Raw genomic sequence first — 18718 nt, 5'->3', positions numbered from 1 at the left:
TCGGACACGGAGATCCGGGGTGGTCAGAGGGTGATCCGGACCGGGCCCCCGTCCGGGTCGGCGTTCCTCGTCCAGCGCGCGGAGAGCGGGAGCGGGCGCCCGGGGAGCACCGGGCGGGGCAGGAGCTGCCGGTGGAGGAGGAGCCCGTCCTGGCGGACGGTGAGCCGGGGCGGCGCGAGGGCCTCGGCGGCGCGCAGCAGGAACCGGTTGTGCGGGGGCGCGGGGCCGTCCGGGTGGACACGGTTCGGGGAGACCCACAGGAGGGGGTGGGCGGCTTCCACGGGCAGCCCCGGGCCGGGCCAGGGCTCGCCCGCGAGATGGCCGAGCACCTGTACGGCGGCGGCCCGCCCCTCGGCCGCCGCGAGGACGGCGCGCTCGCCGCCCCGGAGCAGGTTCCCGGCGGCGAGGACCCCCGGGACGGTGGTGCGGCAGCCGGTGTCGACGGCGGGCCCCCGGGTGGCCGGATCGAGCGTGACACCGCCGCGCCGGGCGAGTTCGTGATCGGGTATCCAGTCGCCGGTGAGGACGACGGTGTCGCAGGCGAGGGTGGTGGCCCGGCCGTCCCGGTGGCGCACGCGCACCCCGGTGAGCCGGCCGTGGCCGGTGAGAGCGGTGACGGTGGTGCGGTGGAGCACGGGGACGGTGCGCCGCAGCGCGCCCGGCAGCGGCGGCGGAGGGCGGTCGGTGACCAGCGCGACGGTCTCGGCTCCCCCGGCGCGCAGGGTGAGCACGGCGTGGTGCGCGAGGGGGCCGGCGCCCACGACGACGGCGCGGGTGCCGATCCGCCGGCCGTACAGATGGACGGCCTGCTGGAGTTCGCCGGTGGTGAGGACGCCGGCGGGCCGGGTGCCGGGGATCAGCCGGGCGGCGCGGGGCCGTTCGCGGGCCCCGGTGGCGAGGAGGACGGCGCGGGCGGTGACGCGCTCGATGCCCCGGGGGCCGGTGGTCTCCAGGGTGGTGGGGCCCGCCCAGCCGGTGACGGTGACGCCGGTCCGCAGCGCGGCCCCGGCGGACACCGCGTCGTCGGCCATCCCGCGGGCGTACGCGGGGCCGTGGCGGCCGTCGAAGCCGCCGTGGAAGCAGTGCCGGGGGATGCCCCCGGGCTGCCGCTCGCGTTCGAGCACCTCGATCCGCCCGGCTCCGGCGCGTGCGAGCCGGGTCGCGGCGCCGAGGCCGGCGGGCCCGGCGCCGACGACCAGGACATCGACACTCCGCTCGACGACCTCGCCCCTGGTCCGGGCCGATCCACCGGTCCGCTCCACCCCGCCCACCCCGTGCCTCCCACTCGTCGCCCGGCCACGGGAGGAGTCCCGCACCGATCCGTCCATCCGTCCGCTCTCCGCCCGCGCGCCGGGCCCCGGCACCCGGCGCCGCGCCGCGCCGCCCCGGGGGTCCTCACCGCCGTGTGGGTGCCCGCCCGGAGCAATCGCCCACCCGCCCCCGGGCCCACCCCGGGAACCCCGCGCCCGGCCCACCGGACGCACACCACCCACCACGTACCCCTGACAAGCGGTACGCGGCACCGGGCGGGCACCCGCCCCGGCGGGGCGTTCATCCGCCCGGCTCCCCCGGTGGCCCCGCCGCCAGCAGCTCGTCGACCGCCGGGCCGCAGTAGAACCCCTGGCAGCGGCCCGCGCGGGCGCGGGTGCGGCGGCGGAGGCCGTCCACGGAGCGCGGCGGGATGGTGGCGGCGAGCGCGTCGCGGATCTCGCCGCGCGAGACCCGTTCGCAGTGGCAGACCAGCGTGCCGTACTCGGGGTCCCGGGCGATCAGCTCCGGGCGCTGATAGGGGCGCGGGAACGCCTCCCCGAGGTTGGGCATGCGGACCGGCTCCCACGGGTGCGCGGGCCCGGGGTCGAACCCGGACTCCCTCAGCAGCTCCAGCACATGGGCGGCGATGGCCATCGAAGCGGTCAGACCGGTGGAGCGGATTCCGCCGACGGTGAGACAGCGCTGCCCGGGGTGGGCGCGGATGCGGTAGTCCTCCTGGCCGGTGGCGGCGCGCAGTCCGGCGTAGACGGCGGTGATCTCCTCGTCCGGCAACCGTGGCACGATCCGCTCCCCCTCCCGCAGCAGCCCCGCGAGCCCCTCGGCCGTGGAGTCGGTGGCGCGCTTGTCGCCGAGGTCCTCGGCGGTGGGGCCGAGCATCACATTGCCGTACACCGTCGGGGAGACGAGAACCCCCTTGCCGAGGGCGGTCGGCACCGGCAGCAGGATGTGGCGGACCAGGTCGCGGGCGAGCTTGTCGAAGACGATGAGCTGGCCGCGCCGGGGGGTGACGGTGAAGTCGCGGCGGCCGATGAGGCGGTCGATGTCGTCGGCGTGGAGACCGGCCGCGTTGATGAGCCAGCGGGTGCGCAGCGGGCCCCGCCCGGTGGTGAGTTCATGGTGGCCGCCGGTGTCGGTGACGGCCTCGACCCGGCAGTTGAGGTGGAGGCCGACGCCGCCGCGCACGGCCTGGGTGGCGTAGGCGAGGGTGGTGGTCCAGGGGCAGACGATCGATTCGCCGGGGACGTCGAGCGCGCCCAGCGCGCCCGGCCCCAGCCCTGGTTCGCGGCGGTAGACCTCGTCCGCGCCGATGATCCGGGCCCGGTGGTAGTCGTTGCGGACGGCCTTCGCGGCGAGGGCGGGCAGGGCGTCGAGCTGTTCCCGGTTCCAGGCGACGAGGAGCGCGCCGAGCGGTTCGACGGGGATGCCGGTCTCGGCGGCGTACGCGCTCAGCATCCGCTGGCCCTCCCGCACCAGGCGGGACTCCAGAGTGCCGGGCACGGCGTCGAAACCGGTGTGCAGGATCGCGGTGTTGGCTTTGGAGGTGCCGTTGCCGACGTCGTCGGAGGCGTCGATGAGCGCGGTGCGCAGCCGGTGCCGGGCGAGTTCGCGGGCGATGGCGGAGCCGACGACCCCGGCGCCGACGACGGTGATGTCGTGGAGGCCGCCGGGGAGCGGGCCGGTGGTGGTGACTCTCACGACGGTCAAGGTACCCGGGGCGGCGTGCGCTCCAGGAGGGCGGTCACCTCGGCGCGGAACCGGCCGAGCCGTTCGGCGGCCTCGTCGGGTCCGGCCTGCGGTTCGTAGACGGCGGACGGCCGCCAGGCGGGAAGGGCGCCGGCGGCGGTGCGGCCGGGGTCGAGGCCGAGCCGCGCCACGGCGGCGGCGCCGAGCGCGGTGGCGTCGGGCAGGGCGGAGACCTCCACGGGGATCTGGAGCAGATCGGCCTGGGTCTGCATCAGCAGCGCCGAGCGGGTCAGTCCGCCGTCGACGCGCAGACTGCTCAGGGGGCGGCCGAGGTCGGTGGCGGCGGCCCGCGCGACCTCGGCGACCTGGGCGGCGATGCCTTCGCACAGGGCGCGCACCAGATGTCCGGGGCCGGTGTCGAGGCCGAGTCCGGTGAGTTGGCCCCGGACGTCGCCGCGCCACCAGGGGGCGGCGAGACCGGCGAGTGCGGGGACGAAGGCGACCCCGCCGCTGTCCGGCACCGAGGCGCCGACGCGGTCCAGGTCGGCGGCGCCGGAGACCACTCCGAGGCCGGTGAGCCAGCGGACGGCCGACGCGGCGGCGTACACCTGTCCGTCGAGGCAGTAGCTGGTGCGTCCGCCGAGCCGCCAGGCGACACAGGAGACCAGCCCGGCGGTGGTGCGGCGGGGGCTCGGGCCGGTCTGGGCGAGGAGGAACGCCCCGGTGCCGTAGGTGCACTTGGCGGTGCCGGGCTCGGTGACGCTCTGGGCGAGCAGGGCGGCCTGCTGGTCGACGAGCAGCCCGGTGAGCGGCAGCTCCGGGCCGAAGGCGGTGGTGGTGCCGACGAGGCCGGCGGCGTCGACCACCTCGGGCAGCGGCTCGTCGGCGAGGCCGAAGATCCCGAGCGCCTCGGGTGACCAGGCGACGGTGTCGAGGTCGAGGAGCTGGGTGCGGCCGGCGGTCGCGGCGTCGGTGACGAAGGCTCCGGTGAGCCGGTGGACCAGCCAGGAGTCGCTGGTGGTGACCACGCCGTCCCGGGTGCGGTGGCGGCGTATCCACGCCATCTTGGGGGCGGCGAAGTAGGGGTCGAGCGGCAGTCCGGTGAGATGGGCCAGCCGGTCGCCGTGGGCGGCGAGTCCGGCGCAGACGGACTCCGCGCGCCGGTCCTGCCAGACGATGGCGTCGGTGAGGGGTTCCCCGGTGGCGGGGGACCAGGCGAGGACCGTCTCGCCCTGGTTGGCGAGTCCGACGGCGGCGACGGGCTCCCCGGCTGCGGCCAGCGCCCGGCGTCCGGCGGTGACCACGGAGCCGAGCAGTTCCCGGGGATCGGCCTCCACCCGGCCCCCGGGGCCGTAGCGCGGGGTGACGGGCGCCGTGCCGGTGCCGATGACTCCGCGCTCGGGGCAGACGACGAGCGCCTTGGTCGCGGAGGTCCCCTGATCAATGGCGAGTACGGCACTTGACATCGGCCATCACACTCTCTCGGGAAGGCGTTGCCCGACGGCTCTCAAGTGCCGCGAGAATCCTGTTCGTTGACGAGAGGACAGGGTGGAGCACGGGACGACGGCCGTCAAGAGATAGTCAAATACCCTTGTTAATGTGCCCACCGTTCCACGATGTGACCGATCTTCGTCAACTTCTTGTCGTATTCGATTGGTTGAGTAAGATCGGCGCGCATACGGGGAGTGGAACGTTTTCTCTGCCCCCAGCCCACCCCCCACCTGTCCCTATGAGGACCCATGACGACCTTTTCTCGACATCCACGCCGGCGCAGAACGACGGGGGCGGCGGCGGACTGATGTCCCAGGACCAGTTCCGGCCGGTGTACCACCCGGCGGGCCACGACAACGAACTCCGCACCGTCATGCAGGATTTACGGACGGGCCGGTGGTTGTCGATGCGGAATCTGCTGCACACCACCACCAGCTGGGGTGTGTGGACCCAGCGCACCCAGGTGCTGGCGGCCGTCGCGGCGGGCTCCGACGCGGTCCAGGCGTGGCGGGCCGAGGAACCGGGCTCGCGGGCCGCCGCCGTGATGCAGAGCAGGGTCTCGGTGGAGCGGGCGCTGCGGGCCCACCGCGAGAACCACCAGCGGACCCAGGAGCTGTGGCACGAGGCGTGGGAGGCGTGCCGGATCGCCGCCCACCAGGGGCCCGACGACCCGGTGCCGTGGGTCTGTCTGCTGGCGCTGGCCCAACTGGACGAGAAGCAGCGGCTGGAGGAGCACCGCCAGGTCCCCCCGGGCCCGATGCTCTTCCCCGGCCCCTGGGGGCTGCTGGCGGAGGCGCACAAGCGCGACCCGTACAACCGCGAGGCGTACCACCGGATGCTCCAGTTCGTGTACGCCCGCAGGTCGGGCGGGCATCTGTCGGAGGCGGTGAACTTCGTCCAGTGGGCGGCGTCCGCCGCGCCGGCCGGATCAGCGCTGCTGGCCCTGCCGCTCCATGTCCGGGTGGAGCGCTACCGCCGGGACCGGGGCCACGAGCGGGCGCTGGATCTGCACTGGGTGACCGAGGACGCCACCCGGGAGGCGGTGATCGCCCTGGAGGGCTGGTTCGACCGGATCGACCCGGCCGAGGCCTCGCTGCTCGATCTCAACCATCTGGCCCACGCGCTGTGGGGCGCGGGCCGGTTCGCGGAGGCGGCCCGGGTCTTCGAGGCGCTGGGTCCGTACTTCACCGCACCCCCCTGGCTGTACCGCTCACAGAGCCCCGGTGACCCGGCGCTGGCCGAGGAGGTCTTCCTCCGCGCCCGGAGCCGCTGTCTCGCCGCCGCCCGCGGTGCCGGTCACTGACCGCGCCGCACCCGCACCACCCCCGTAACCCCCCACCGACTGTTCAGTGCGCGCACACCTTTCCCCCGGAGGTTGATTCATCATGTCCATCCCCTCACCCAGATGGTCGGGTGCGGACCCCAAGTCCCCCATCGACGAGGAGGAACGGCTGCGGGAACTCGGCTATCAGCCGGTTCTGGCCCGCCGCATGGGAGGCTTCGGCAACTTCGCCATCAGCTTCTCCGTCATCTCCATCCTCTCCGGCTGCATGACGCTGTACGGCTTCGGCATGAACACCGGCGGTCCCGCCGTGATGCTCTGGGGCTGGCTGGGTGTCGGGCTCTTCGTGCTCTGCGTGGGCATGGCGCTGGCCGAGGTCACCAGCGCCTACCCCACATCGGGCGCGCTCTACTACATGGCGGACCGGCTGGGCGGCCGCAAGTGGGGCTGGTACACGGGCTGGCTGAATCTGCTGGGCCTGCTGGGCGCCATCGCCGGCATCGACTACGGCGCGGCCCTGTTCACCGGCGCGTTCCTCCATCTCCAGTGGGGATTCGATCCGACACCCGGCTCCACCATGGTGATCTTCCTGATCATCCTGCTGCTGCACGCAACGCTCAACCTCTTCGGGGTGAAGCTGGTCAGCGTGCTGAACTCGATCAGTGTGTGGTGGCACATCGGCGGTGTCGCGCTGATCGTCGGTGTGCTGGCGGTCGTCCCCAAGAACCACCAGTCCCCGGAGTACGTCTTCACCGAGTTCGTCAACGGCACCGGCTGGGAGAACCCCGTCTATGTGGCGGCGATCGGTCTGCTGCTCGCCCAGTACACCTTCTCCGGCTATGACGCGTCCGCGCATCTCTCGGAGGAGACCTCCAATGCCTCCGTCACCGCCGCCAAGGGCATCGTCCGCGCGATCTGGGTCTCCTGGATCGCCGGTTTCGCCCTGCTCGCGGGGCTGACCTTCGCCATCCAGGACTACGCCGGGGCGCAGGACTCCGCGACCGGGGTGCCGCCGGCCCAGATCATGGTGGACGCGCTGGGCACCGGCGGCGCCTCGGCGCTGCTGCTGATCGTGATCGTGGCGCAGCTCTTCTGCGGCAACGCGGAGGTCGCGGCGGCCAGCCGGATGGTGTTCGCGTTCAGCCGGGACAACGCGCTGCCGGGCTCGTCCCTGTGGCGCAGGGTCAGCAGCCGCACCCAGACCCCGGTCCCGGCGGTGTGGCTGTCGGTGGGCTTCGCGGCGCTGCTGGCGCTGCCCTCCCTCTACTCGTCGACCGCCTACGGCGCGGTGACCGCGATCAATGTCATCGGCATCACCCCGGCCTACGCCATCCCGGTCTATCTGAAGCTGCGGGCGGGCGACCGCTTCCAGCCGGGGCCGTGGAACCTGGGCAGGTGGAGCAAGCCGATCGGCTGGATCGCCGTGGTGTGGGTGGCGTTCGTGACGGTGCTCTTCCTGCTGCCGCAGTCCAGCCCGGTCACGGTGGACACCATGAACTACGCTTCGGTCGCACTGGTCACGGTGCTGACGCTGGCCACCGTCTGGTGGTTCGTGGCGCGCCGCTCGTACGGCACCCCGCAGGCATACGGCTCGGCGCGTGAACAGGCCGAGCTGTCGGACCAGATCGTCTGACGTTCCGTCGGCGATCGGGCACGGAGAGACCGGTGGGGCCCGTCCGTCCCGGACGGGCGGGCCCCGCCGCCGTGTCACCGGACCGCGGGGCTCCCCGTGACCCTCGGTCCGCGCAGGCTCCCGGTGTTGTCGAAGGAGCCGAACCCGACCCGGCCGGTGGTGAGCGTCCGGTCCACGGCCGTCATCAGCGGGTGCCGGGAGCCGTCGACGTACACCGCGATCTCCCCGGTGCCGGCGCAGTGGGTCACGCGTACGGAGTGCCAGGCGGCGTCCGTGACGGCGGGCGGCGCCCCGGTCGCGCCGTTCCACTGGTGGTCGAGGCGGAGCCGGTCCGCGTCGGCGACGACGAAGATCCCGTTGTGCGGATAGATGGTGTTGTCCGACGACAGATGGGCGTAGTAGAAGCGGGTGTCGGACTGGTGGCCGAAGACGACGACCACATCCCGGTTGCCGATCTCGACCGGGGTGTCGAGCCGGATCTCGGCGTCGATCCGGGTGCTGCCGAGGACCGGGCCCGCGGTGAGCACGGCGTACTCGAAGGGCCTGCGGGGCCCCGGCCGTGAGACGCCGGCCTCGGCGAGGGTGACCCTGCCCCGCGGGAAGCGCCATTTCGCGGGGGTGACCGGGGCCCAGTGGCGGGAGGCGGTGAGACCGGTGAGCGTGGTGCCCGCCGGCCGGCAGTCGGCGAAGGTCCGGGTGCCGGTGACCCGCCAGATCCTCCCATTGGCCTTGGAGAGCAGATACAGCTCGCCCGCGGCGTCCTGCCCGAAGCGGAGATCGACCCGGCGGTCCCCGGCGAGGTCGCGCAGGGTCACCCGCTGTCCGGCGCGGTCGAAGAGCATCAGCCGGTAGGTGTCGGCGAGCCTCCCCGAGCCCCGGCGCATCTCGGCGCTCTCGGAGTAGAGGAGCCGGCCGTCGACGATGTCTCCGTAGAGGTACTTGCCGCGCAGCGCGGGGGCCGCGGAGCCCCGGTAGACATGGCCGCCGACGATGGCCCGGCCCACGTCCGAGCGGCAGTTCCAGCCGGCGGGCGGGTCGTGGTCGTAGGCGGCGACCGGATAGGTGTAGCCGTACCGGGCGTCGTCGGCGGGCAGGGTCAGAAGCCGGTCGCAGGGGTCGGCCGCGTTCCGGTCGTACACGAAGGCGCCCTCCCGCTCGCTCCAGCCGAGATTGTCCCCGGCGCGCACCTCGTACACCCCCTCGATGGCGTGTTCACCGATGTGTCCCAGGAGCAGCCGGTGGGGGGCGGCCCGGTCCCAGCTGAAGCGGTGCGGGTCGCGCATGCCGTACGCGTAGATCTCGCCGAGCGCGCCCGCCCGGCCGGTGAAGGGGTTGCCGGCGGGGATGCCGTAGGCGCCGTTGGGACCGTTCCGTCCGCCCGGGTCGATCCGCAGCAGCTTGCCGTGGGGCAGGGAGAGGCTCTGGGGCTCGCTGTTGTTCAGTCCCTGGGCGCCGTCGCCGACGGCGATGTACAGCAGCCCGTGGTCGCTGTCCCCGGGGCGGGCGGTGGGGTTGAGGTCGATCTGCTGGATGCCGTGGCCGCCGCCGGTGAAGCCGATCCGGAGCAGTTCGCGGCGGCTGCCGGAGAAGGTGGCCGCCGCCGGGTCGTCGGCCGTCCACTCGGTGACGACCCCGTGGTAGTTGACGGCCGACCCCTGGACGTAGTCGGGCCGGGCGGTGGTGGCGGACGCCTTCTCGGTGTGCACGGTGTAGAAGCGGCCGGTGTCGCGGAAGCCGGGCGCGAAGGCGACCGAGCCGAGGCCGGAGCCGAGGCCGCTGCTGGCGAAGAAGGCGGAGCCGATGGCGGCGGGGAGCTGGAGATAGGCGCGCGGGGTGCCGCGCCGCACGAGGTAGAGGGTGCCGTTGAGGTCGGGTACGGCCATCCGGCCCGAGCCGTCGGGCAGCTCGACGAGCTGGTTGATCCGGGCGTGGCGTCTGAGCCGGGCGTCGGTGACGGGCCCGGGGACGGGTTCGCTCCTGGGGAAGGAGGCGTACTCCTCGACGGTGAGTCCGAGGCCGGACTCGATGGGCTGCTGGGGGATCGGATCGCGGACGGGACCGGCCGCGCCGGTGTCGGCGGCGCTCCCCGGTGCGGCCGGGGCCGCGAGGAGCAGGGCGAGCGCGAGAAGGAGGGTGAGGAGGGGCGGGGGGAGAGTGCTCCTGCGGCGAGGACGAGACATCCCTCCATGTAATCGACGTTCCTATGTGTGAACAACCGTCGTGACACGATCCGTTGCCGGGGAACGGCGCGGAGGGTCCGGGCGGCGCGGAGGGTCCGGGCGGCGCGGACGGTGCTCCCGGGGCCGGCGCGGGTGGAGGAGAGGAGCCGGCCGCGGGGCGCGTCAGCGGATGCCGAGGAGCGGGCCGGTGATCGTCAGCCCGAGGTCGTGACCGGCGTACGAGAAGAAGGCCAGCAGCATCAGCGCCGCGCCGCCCAGCGAGACCGCCTTGAGGAAGTTGATCATCTCGGTCTGGCGGGCCTGCGCATCGTCCTCCTTCCAGAACGCGTGCATCAGCAGGGCCGTGGGGAAGAGGAAGACGGCGAGCAGCAGCGCGCCGAGGTCGGCCCAGACACCGAGGAGCACCATCAGCCCGCCCGCCGCCAGCAGCAGTCCGCTGCCGAAGGTGGCGGCGGCGGGCGCGGGGACCCCCCGCGCACCGGCGTAACCGGCCAGGGTCCGGGTTCGGGTGAGATGCCCGATGGCCGAGTTGAGGAAGAGCAGCGCGAACAGGATGCGTCCGATGAGCACCAGGACATCCATGGAGACCTCCCGAACAGGCGGTTGAACAGCGGACAACCAGCCCTTCCTCAGCGTACGTCCGCCCGGCGCGCGCCGCCCGCCGTGGCGGTTCGGCGCCCTTTGCCGGACATGGGGGGACACTCCCGGTGGCCGCATATGCCATTTCCGTGGGGGCGCGCGCTCCCCGCCCGCCGACGGGTATAGGACGAGGGCGCGGGCGGCACTCCGCATCGGCCCGCACCCTTCGGAGAGGCACCAGGGTGAACCCGAGCAGCCGGTACACGGCCATCGCAGCGGCACTGATCTTCGCGGCACTGGAGGTGACGGCCGTCCATCTGCTGCTCGGCGCGGGGACGGCCGTCCTGCTCTGTACGGACGCCGTCGTCGTCGCCGTCACCGGCGGCTGTGCGGCGGCGCTGCTCCGGCGGCGGGAGCCGGTGGCGGACGATCCCCGGGCGGAGGCCCGGGCCCGCCACAGGGCCGTGCGCTACCGGACGGACCGGGAGAGCAGCGCGCGCGGGTGCGGCCGGCCCGCCTGGCGGCCCTGAACCGGACGGATCGCACGGCCCGGTTGAATCGAGTCAGCAATCGGCCGTTTCCGGCCTTACTGCCCCCGCGTCCGGGGACAGCGGCCGGGGCTGCGTCCATGATCGTCGGAGCGAGTCCGCACCGGTCACCGGCTGAAGGAGTTCCCTCGATGCCCGCAGCACGCGTCAGTTCGGCCGTGATGACGCATCCGGTCCGACGAGCCGAGGCGGAGGAGCTCTGCGCCCGTCTGGGCCTGGACGGGCTGGCCCTGGACCCCGCGCCGGACGACTCCCCGTCGGCGCTGCGGACCGCGCTGGTGGCGTGGGGACGGGCGCGCGAGGACGCCACCCACCATCTGATGATCCAGGACGATGTGGCCGCTCCGCCGGATCTGCTCGACCTGGTGGCCCACTGCGCCGACCGGTTCCCCGGGGACGCCCTCGCCTTCTACACCAACTGGCACGCGCGCAACGGCGCCGCCGCCCGGCTCGCCGCGCTGGCCGGAGCGGGGTGGGTGCGGGCCGTGCCCGAGGAGTTCGCCCCGACCCTCGCCATCGTCCTCCCGGTGGCCATGGCCGCCGAGTTCCGCCGCTGGGCGGGCACGACCGGCGAGCGCCACGACGACGAGGTGATGGCGGCGTTCCTGCGGCGGGACGGGCGGCGCAGCGCCCTGCTGGCGGTGCCGACCGTCACCGAGCACATGGGGACCAGCAGCATCAACGGCCACGCGGCCCAGGGGGTGCGCCGCGCGGTCTGCCCGGTCGGCGCGGACGACGCCCGCCCGGCGCTGTACGGGGGCTGGGTGCTGGAGGAGCTGGAGTGGCTGCCGTACATGCGGTACGGCGAGGGGTTCATCCGGCTGCCGGGCCAGGACGCCACCCCCAAGGCGCGCTCGCACATCACCTGGCGCGAGGCGCTGCCGGGGACGGGGCTGACCGAGGAGGCGATCACGCGGGCGGTGCGGGCCGGCCGCCCGGAGGCCGCGGCCGGGGAGATCGGGAAGACGTTCGGGGCACCCTTCGCGGACGAGTTCTGGATTCACTGCCTGCTGCTGGGCCGGCAGGCCGAGTCCGCCGCCCGGCGGTACGCGCCCCGGGGCGCGGCCGGGAGCGGTTCCCCGGCCGGTGAGCGGCTGCGGGCCGCGGCGGTCTCCACCGCCGGTGTCGCCGGGCTGCCGCCGGAGCGCCGCCCGGAGGTGGACCAGGCGCACACGGAACTGCTCTCCGCGTACGCCTGGACCGCCGTCAGGTGCGGGGCCTCGCTGCTTCCGGAGCCGGGTCCCGCAGATCGAAGGTGATCCACACGCCCGGCTCCCAGTAGGAGGCGAGGTCCCGGTCCCGGTCCACCCGCAGGGTGGAGAGCCCCTCGGGGAAGACGTACTCGCCGTCCTCGGGGAAGGCCATCCCGGTCCAGGACTCCCACTCGGCGACGGTGCCGGTGATCCGGGAGGACTCCGACACCCCGGCGGCGACCACGCCCCCGAGCCGTACCTGGACACGAATCCAGGGGTCGAAGGGCTCGCCGTCCTCGCGGGTCCAGAACGCGTACCGCTCGACGGGGACGAGGGGGTAGCGGTGCTTCCAGATGGGCCGGACCGGCACGATCAGATGGGGCAGCCCGTCGGCGCGGGCCATCTCCGTCATCTGTGTCAGCAGCGCCTTGGAGAGGCCCTTCCCCTGGTGGGCGGGGGCCACTTCGACCCCGAGGGCGACCAGGGCGTTGGGCTCGGTGCCCGCGTCATGGGCGTCGAAGGCCGCGGTGATCGAGTCGTCGAGCCCGGAGCCGAGGTCCTCGGGGGTGCCGTCCCAGGTGCGCGGCAGTGAGCGGCCCGCGCCGAGCAGGGCGTCGTTCTCCTCGTCGTAGAGGACGAACTGGTGGTCCCTGAATTCCTCGAAGAGACGGTTCCAGTGGGTTTCGTTGATGTCCCCGTGCAGATTGTATTCGGGGACGACTCCGGCGAAGACCTCGGGGATACGGTCCCAGAGCTCGGGTCGCTCGGAATGGAGAACAACTCTCACGGCTGCCGCTGTCCTTTCCTTGGCGCCTTGGGCCGTCACGCCTTGACGGCTTCCCAGACGATGACAATGGGAATACCGCTCCAGGCCGCGCGGGCGGCGTCCGCGATGAACTCCTCGTACCCCCCGGGCGCGAGCCTTCCATTGAACACCGGCTCGACACAGGCGCGCACCGTGAGACCGGCGGATGCGAAGGCGTCGATGTAATGGCTCGGCAGATGCACATAGTTGCGCACAAAGGCCAGCCGGTCGTCGCCCTCCACGAAGAGGCACTGTCCCTGGAGGGTGATGACGAAGGGGTGCATGTCCGAGACGATGACCCGCCCGCCGGGGCGGACCACCCGGGCCAGCTCCGCGATCCCGGCCTTGAGGTCGGGGAGATGCGTCAGGGCGAGGGTGGACACGGCCAGGTCGACCGACTCGTCCTCCACCGGGAGGCTCTCCAGCCGCCCGCGGCGGTACTCGGCCTCCGGGGCCTTCTCCGCCGCGCGCTCCAGCATCTCCGGCGACTGGTCCACGCCGATCGTGCGGTAGCCGCGCGCGGTCAGGGCGGCCGTGGTGCGGCCGGTGCCGCAGGCCGCGTCGAGCGCGGTGCCCACCGGGCCGGCGTCCAGCAGCCCGTGCACCACCGGCTCCTCGACCTCGATGTAGGAGCTGGGCAGGGAGTCGTACACGGTGGACCAGGCCGCGTACCCGGCGGAGGCGTCCAGCTCGCTGACCGCCGAACCGCCGTCGGGCAGCCCCTGGGCGTCCTGGGCCGCGAATTTCCTTATCTCCTTGACGCGTTCGTTCAGGAACTCGTCATCCGCTTCCATCGCGGTGCGCAGCAGAGCCAGTCCCTCGATGCCCAGGACCAGCTCACGGACTCGGAATTCATTACTCATCGACATCTCCCAAGAGGGCGTTTCAACCTGTTGATCCGCGCTACCCAGAAAATCGCTCACACATTCTCCGGGCGCGCCACTTGGCCTGAATTCATCGCGAGTAGGCCGAACTTCTCCACCAGTTTGTTGTAGGGGGAACCGTCTTTTACCATCGCCCGGGACCCGGGCCGCGAACAGCGCGGTGGGTCACCGGGAGGAAAAATGATCGAAGGCTATGTGAACCGCGAAAGCGTGACCGCCGGCGAGATTCTGACACTCCATGTGTCGACCGATGCGGACGAGTTCCGGGTGCGTTTTTACCGGCTGGGCCGCGAGCTGTCCTTCATGGCCGAGTCCGAGGTGTTCCGGGGCGAGTGGAAGTCCCCGCCGCCGCACCCGGACGGGGTCGCGGAGCACGCCTCGCCCGCCGTGGCCTGGGAGCTGCCGCCGTATGCCTTCCGCACCCCCGAGGAGTGGCCGCCCGGCATCTATCTCGCCCATCTCGTGCCGGGCGACGCGGAGTCGGCCCGGTCCGTGCCCCTGCTGGACGCCTCGGGCATCGAGGGGTTCTCCCGGGAGTTCTTCGTGGTGAGACCGCGCGAACCCGGACGCCGGGGGCGCATCCTCTACAAGAAGTCGACCTTCACCCGGCACGCCTACAACCAGTCGAACAGCCAGGAGCTGACCCGGGGCTGCAACCTCTACGAGAACCCCGTCTACCAGGAGGGCGGCGACGGCGAGCCGCGCGGGCACCGGCTCAGTCTGCACCGGCCGGGCGGGGTGATCGATCTGGCCTACTGGGACGCCCCGTTCATCGCCTGGCTGGAGCGGTGCGGCTACGCCGTCGAGTACTGCACGGACCTCGATCTGCACGAGGACCCGGAGCTGCTGGCCCCCTACGACCTGCTGCTGAGCGTCGGCCACGACGAGTACTGGAGCGAGGAGATGCGGGCCCATGTGGCCGCGCATGTGGACGGGGGCGGGAATGTCGCGTTCTTCAGCGCCAACACCTGCTGGTGGCGCGTCCATCCGGTCGACGGGAACACCGCCTTCGTCTCGGACACCGACCACCGGGTGGGCGAGGAGTACCCCCATCTCCCGGCGACGGATCTGTGGTGGCCCGCCCCGCCGGACGGTGTCGGGGTGCCGGAGGACTCGCTCACCGGGATGAGCTTCCGCAACGGCGGCATGTGGCCCGGCGACTGGCCGGGCGACCGGCCGCGCGCGGGGTACACCGTGCAACACGCCGGCCACTGGGTCTTCGAGGGCACCGGGCTGCGCGACGGCTCGGACGGCGGGGAGCCGGACGCGCTGGGCGCGGGTACGGCGCTGATCGGATACGAGTGCGACGGCGCGTCCTTCGCGTACGACGGGGAGGGGGTCGCCCGGGCGGTCCGCGCGGACGGCTCCCCCTCCCCGTTCCTGATACTCGGCATCTATGTGCTGGACCCGGTGAACGAGAGCTTCCACGATCTCCGCTGGGGTCACTGGAACTGCCCCGAGCGGGAGCCGGACGCCACCGGCCCCCGCGCGGCGACCATGGGGGTCCACACGGCGGGCGGCACGGTGTTCTCGGCCGGCACCACCGACTGGCCGGTGGTGTGCGGCCGGGAACTGGACGCGGGTGTCGTCCGGGTGACCCGCAATGTGCTGGACCGGCTCTCGCACCGGGCTACAGCAGACCGGTGAGCGCGTCGAGCGTGGCGATCCGCGCCGCCCGGTCGGGCAGCGCGGGCGCCTCGCCCTCGACGGCCCGGTCGGGCCGCCACAGATGGACGGCGCGCATCCCCTGGTCCAGGGGGCCCAGCACATCCGCCTCCCACATGTCCCCCACGAAGAGGGCCTGCTCCGGTGCGGCCGAGCACGCGTCGAGCACGGTCCGGTAGATATGGGGGTGCGGCTTGCGCGCCCCGGCCCTGGCCGAGGTGACGGCCACGTCCACCAGGCCGTCGATGCCCGCCTCGGCCAGGGCCCGGTCCAGATCCCAGTACCAGTTGGAGCAGACCGCCACCGTCAGGCCGCGCTCGCGCAGTCGCGCGAGCACGGCCGTCACATCGGCGTACAGCTCCAGCCGGAGCTGTCTGACGGCCCGGTCCAGCTCGGCCGCCAGCTCGCCCGCCTGGTCCTCGGGCACTCCGCACGCGAGGGCCCGCCGGCGCAGCCGGTCCAGCTCCCAGGCCCGGTAGGAGTCCTCGCTCACCGAGTGGACCCGGTGATCCGCGCCGTCGGGCGGACCGGAGGACCACTGCCCGCCCCAGCGCGCCGCCGCCTCGTCGAGCCCTCTGCGCAGGAAGAAGGGCTCATGGCTCGGCGGCAGCGGCGGCACCATACGGACGAGCGTGCCGTAGAAGTCGAAGATCACTGCCTTGACATCGGACGGCCCCCCGGGCCGTATGGCGCCCACGGTGCGTCAGTACCGTCCGTGCCGGCGGGGGAAGTAGTCCTCGCAGTCGCCGTCGCGCTCGATGTCGACGGTGGCGCAGTGCAGTCCGCCGCCGAAGGGGCCGACCGACCGGAACGGCACGGGCACGATCTCGAAGCCGTAGGAGGCCAGCTGCTCGGAGAGGCGCACCTCCTTCTCCTCGACGCAGAGGGTGTTCTGGTCGAGGTTCAGCATGTTCCCGGCCAGCCAGGGGCTGCAGTAGGAGAGCTTCGGCGGGTGGTCCCAGCTCGCGGGCTGGACGGCCTCCACGATCTCCCAGTCGTTGAGCTTGAAGAAGTCCATCAGCTCCTGGTCGGCGAGGCGCTCACCGCAGTGCAGCACGAGCCCGGGGCGCAGCGGCACCCAGGTGGCGTCGATGTGCAGCGGATGGGTGTTGGTGGAGGTCACCGCGTGCACCCGGTGGTCGGGGTAGTGGCGCTTGAGCCAGTCGTAGCCGCTGCGGTTGGTGACGAAGGAGAGCTGGACGAAGAGGTCCTTGCCGAAGCGGGCCACATCGGCCGCGTCGAAGAGCGGCTCCTCCTCGGTGAGGACCAGATCGTAGTCGCGGACCTTGGCGAGCTGCACCTCGGTGGGCAGCTCGTTGTACGTGTCCCAGAAGGCGGTGTGGTAGCTGGCGTCGGTCAGCCGCGGCTTGGGCGCGGTCTCCCAGCGCATGCGCGCGTCGGCCTTGAACAGCTCCTGGAGGATGGGCCGGTAGGCGAGGTACTCGTGCCACCGGCTGCGGTACGACATGGTCGCTTCGAGGACCTCGTTGCCCACGGTGAGCAGGATGTCCCGCGGGGGCATACAACCGGACATCGTCTCCTGCTCCCAGTCCGGGGTGGAGACCTTCTGGTTGAAGTCGAGCGGGGTGGGTCTGTCCACCCGGATGCCTCGTTTGCGCAGCATGTCGGCGAAGTTGTCGAGCTGCTCGTTGGCCTCGGCGGTCATGTCGGCCGGCATCGGGCCGTAGGTGCCGAGGGGGTAGCCGTCGTCCGGGAAGTCCCGCCGTACAGCGGGTTCGGGCGCTTGCACCACGGCTTCGTCGGCCCTTCCGACGATGACATGGCGCAGCGGGTCCCAGCCGTTCCATGAGTTGACCCGTATGGGCCTGGTGGCCGATTCGCCAGTCGTCGTGCCGTGCTCAGTCACGTGCCACACCCTTCGATTGGTGACGTGGGGGACGCCAGGAGAAAAATGTGTCAGGAGGTGCGTCACCGTCAAGGGCACCCAAGTGGTGCATCGTAGTATTTTGCGTCAATCGAGAACGGCTGATCTGGTGCTGTTCGACGTTCTTCATCATCGCCGCCCGCTTGACCGGGGGCCTATCCGCATCAAGAACGTTCAATAAATCCCTGATCGATCCTGGCCAAAAAGCGCCCCATGGGTAGATTGCCGGTCTTCGCTGGGTAGATACGTGCCCGGTCCAGCCCGTCCTCGAAAGGTGGAGAATCATGCCCTGGCGCTTAATCCGCTTCACCTCGGCTGTCGGGGTGGTCGCACTGGCGGCGGCACTGACCTCGTGCGACTCCTCGGGGTCCGGCGGCCCGGCGAACGCCGGTGACCGGAGCGGGAGTCTGACGGTTTGGCTGACGATCGACGCCCGGGAGAGCTGGCCCGATCTGGTCGCCGCCACGAACAAACGTTTCGCCAAGCGCTATCCGAAGACGGAGGTGAAGGTTCAGTACCAGCAGTGGACGAGCAAGAACCAGAAGATTGACGCCGCCTTCGCGGGCAAGGACGTACCAGACGTGGTGGAGATGGGCAATAGTGAAACCACGAACTACATCGTCAACGGGGCGTTCATCGATCTGGAGAAGAGCGATTTCGACCATTCGGAAGATTGGCTTCCGGCTCTCTCGGATGCCTGCGAGTGGGAGGGCAAGACCTTCTGTGTGCCCTACTACGCGGGTGCCCGGGTGGGGGTCTACCGCACCGATCTGCTCAAGAAGGTCGGCGTCACCGAGGCGCCCCGCAGCTATCCCGAGATGCTCTCGGTCCTCGACAAGCTGAAAGCCGAGTTCGGCGCCGCCGACAAGAACTTCTCCGCCTTCCACATGCCCGGCCGCTACTGGTCCGCGGCGATGGCCTGGGTCAAGGACGCGGGCGGCGAGATGGCGGTGGAGCAGGACGGCCGCTGGCGCGGCGCACTCTCCTCGCCCGAGTCCGTGAAGGGCCTCACCGCTTGGAAGGACCTGCTGGACGCCTACTACACGGGTGACCGCTCCAAGGACAACGGCGACGAGCCCGCCGTGGTCGGCCAGGGCAAGGTGGGGATGTTCTACGGCAACACCTGGGAGGCCAACGCCGCGACCGACCCCCGGGCCGGCGGCAACGCGGCCCTGCGCGGCAAGTTCGCCACCTTCGCCTTCCCCGGCCCCTCGGGTGAGCTGATGCCGCCCTTCCTCGGCGGCTCCCTGCTCGCCGTCCCGGTCAAGTCGCGGAACCAGGCGCGGGCCCAGGAGTGGATCAAGCTCTTCACCGACCACACCTCGCAGCGGAAGCTCATCGACGCCGAGACCCTGCCCAACAACACCGTCCAGTTGCGCGATGTGCCCGCCGACGGCATCAACGGCGCCGCCGCGCGCGCCGCCGCACGGGGCTGGGTCACCCCGCTGGCACCCGGCTGGGTGGCCGTGGAGAAGGCGAACGTCCTGCCCTCGATGCTCCAGTCCATCGCCACCGGCAAGAAGTCGGTACGGCAGGCGGCCCGGGACGCGGACCGCGAGATCGACCAGCTGATCAACAACAACTGACACCCCTCCGCACTCCCTCACTCCCGTATCCC

15 protein-coding genes are annotated in these 18718 nt (G+C 72.2%); 6 read left to right on the top strand and 9 right to left on the bottom strand.

All coding sequences use genetic code 11. From position 1 onward, the window contains the following. Positions 1-23: 23 nt before the first annotated feature. The 3 genes from ACWCRA_RS02680 to ACWCRA_RS02670 form a co-directional block, all read right to left on the bottom strand. Complete coding sequence (locus ACWCRA_RS02680) at positions 24-1328, bottom strand: NAD(P)/FAD-dependent oxidoreductase (RefSeq protein WP_451066695.1); 1305 nt, start codon at positions 1326-1328, stop codon at positions 24-26. A 223-nt stretch (positions 1329-1551) separates the two neighbouring features. Then, positions 1552-2967 (bottom strand): FAD-dependent oxidoreductase, encoded by a 1416-nt coding sequence (locus ACWCRA_RS02675; RefSeq protein WP_451066694.1) that lies wholly within the window; start codon positions 2965-2967, stop codon positions 1552-1554. A 5-nt stretch (positions 2968-2972) separates the two neighbouring features. Continuing rightward, positions 2973-4421 (bottom strand): FGGY family carbohydrate kinase, encoded by a 1449-nt coding sequence (locus tag ACWCRA_RS02670; RefSeq protein ID WP_351548390.1) that lies wholly within the window; start codon positions 4419-4421, stop codon positions 2973-2975. Between the two features lie 332 nt (positions 4422-4753). Between ACWCRA_RS02670 and ACWCRA_RS02665 the strand changes: the two genes are divergently transcribed. Both ACWCRA_RS02665 and ACWCRA_RS02660 read left to right on the top strand, forming a co-directional pair. Continuing rightward, complete coding sequence (locus tag ACWCRA_RS02665) at positions 4754-5749, top strand: hypothetical protein (protein ID WP_351548437.1); 996 nt, start codon at positions 4754-4756, stop codon at positions 5747-5749. An 82-nt stretch (positions 5750-5831) separates the two neighbouring features. After that, positions 5832-7361: an amino acid permease gene (locus ACWCRA_RS02660; protein ID WP_351548388.1), complete on the top strand. Its 1530-nt coding sequence runs from the start codon at positions 5832-5834 to the stop codon at positions 7359-7361. 74 nt (positions 7362-7435) lie between these two features. Here the strand turns inward: ACWCRA_RS02660 and ACWCRA_RS02655 are convergent, their stop codons facing one another. Together ACWCRA_RS02655 and ACWCRA_RS02650 are read right to left on the bottom strand one after the other, a co-directional pair. Then, positions 7436-9541 (bottom strand): PQQ-dependent sugar dehydrogenase, encoded by a 2106-nt coding sequence (locus tag ACWCRA_RS02655; protein ID WP_451066693.1) that lies wholly within the window; start codon positions 9539-9541, stop codon positions 7436-7438. Between the two features lie 162 nt (positions 9542-9703). Continuing rightward, complete coding sequence (locus tag ACWCRA_RS02650; RefSeq protein WP_351548383.1) at positions 9704-10123, bottom strand: DoxX family protein; 420 nt, start codon at positions 10121-10123, stop codon at positions 9704-9706. A 239-nt stretch (positions 10124-10362) separates the two neighbouring features. On the opposite strand from ACWCRA_RS02650, the gene ACWCRA_RS02645 reads away from it, so the two are divergent. Then, entirely contained in the window at positions 10363-10650 is a 288-nt protein-coding gene (locus ACWCRA_RS02645) for a hypothetical protein (protein ID WP_351548381.1), read from the top strand. Between the two features lie 149 nt (positions 10651-10799). Then, positions 10800-11927 carry a hypothetical protein gene (locus ACWCRA_RS02640; RefSeq protein WP_351548378.1) on the top strand — a complete coding sequence of 376 codons (1128 nt, stop codon included), beginning with the start codon at positions 10800-10802 and terminating at the stop codon, positions 11925-11927. Here ACWCRA_RS02640 and ACWCRA_RS02635 read toward each other — a convergent pair. After that, complete coding sequence (locus tag ACWCRA_RS02635; RefSeq protein WP_351548376.1) at positions 11875-12648, bottom strand: GNAT family N-acetyltransferase; 774 nt, start codon at positions 12646-12648, stop codon at positions 11875-11877. The two genes, ACWCRA_RS02640 and ACWCRA_RS02635, sit on opposite strands and share 53 nt — an antisense overlap. A 35-nt stretch (positions 12649-12683) precedes the next feature. Beyond that, complete coding sequence (locus ACWCRA_RS02630; protein WP_451066692.1) at positions 12684-13529, bottom strand: class I SAM-dependent methyltransferase; 846 nt, start codon at positions 13527-13529, stop codon at positions 12684-12686. A 201-nt stretch (positions 13530-13730) separates the two neighbouring features. Between ACWCRA_RS02630 and ACWCRA_RS02625 the strand changes: the two genes are divergently transcribed. Continuing rightward, entirely contained in the window at positions 13731-15197 is a 1467-nt protein-coding gene (locus tag ACWCRA_RS02625; protein ID WP_451066691.1) for a N,N-dimethylformamidase beta subunit family domain-containing protein, read from the top strand. On the opposite strand, the gene ACWCRA_RS02620 is transcribed toward ACWCRA_RS02625, so the two are convergent. Beyond that, a complete protein-coding gene (locus ACWCRA_RS02620; protein ID WP_451066690.1) occupies positions 15181-15912 on the bottom strand; it encodes an HAD family hydrolase in 732 nt (243 codons plus the stop codon). The genes ACWCRA_RS02625 and ACWCRA_RS02620 overlap by 17 nt on opposite strands. A gap of 6 nt (positions 15913-15918) precedes the next feature. Further along, on the bottom strand, positions 15919-17082 hold the full coding sequence (locus tag ACWCRA_RS02615) for a serine/threonine protein kinase (protein WP_351548364.1): 1164 nt from the start codon (positions 17080-17082) through the stop codon (positions 15919-15921). A gap of 302 nt (positions 17083-17384) precedes the next feature. On the opposite strand from ACWCRA_RS02615, the gene ACWCRA_RS02610 reads away from it, so the two are divergent. Continuing rightward, the gene (locus tag ACWCRA_RS02610) at positions 17385-18686 is read left to right on the top strand and encodes an extracellular solute-binding protein (RefSeq protein WP_351548361.1); all 1302 of its coding nucleotides are present in this window, start codon (positions 17385-17387) and stop codon (positions 18684-18686) included. The last annotated feature ends 32 nt before the right edge of the window (positions 18687-18718 follow it).

It is taken from the genome of Streptomyces sp. NPDC001889, from assembly GCF_053594535.1.
This window is presented reverse-complemented; position numbering and strand designations above follow the sequence as displayed.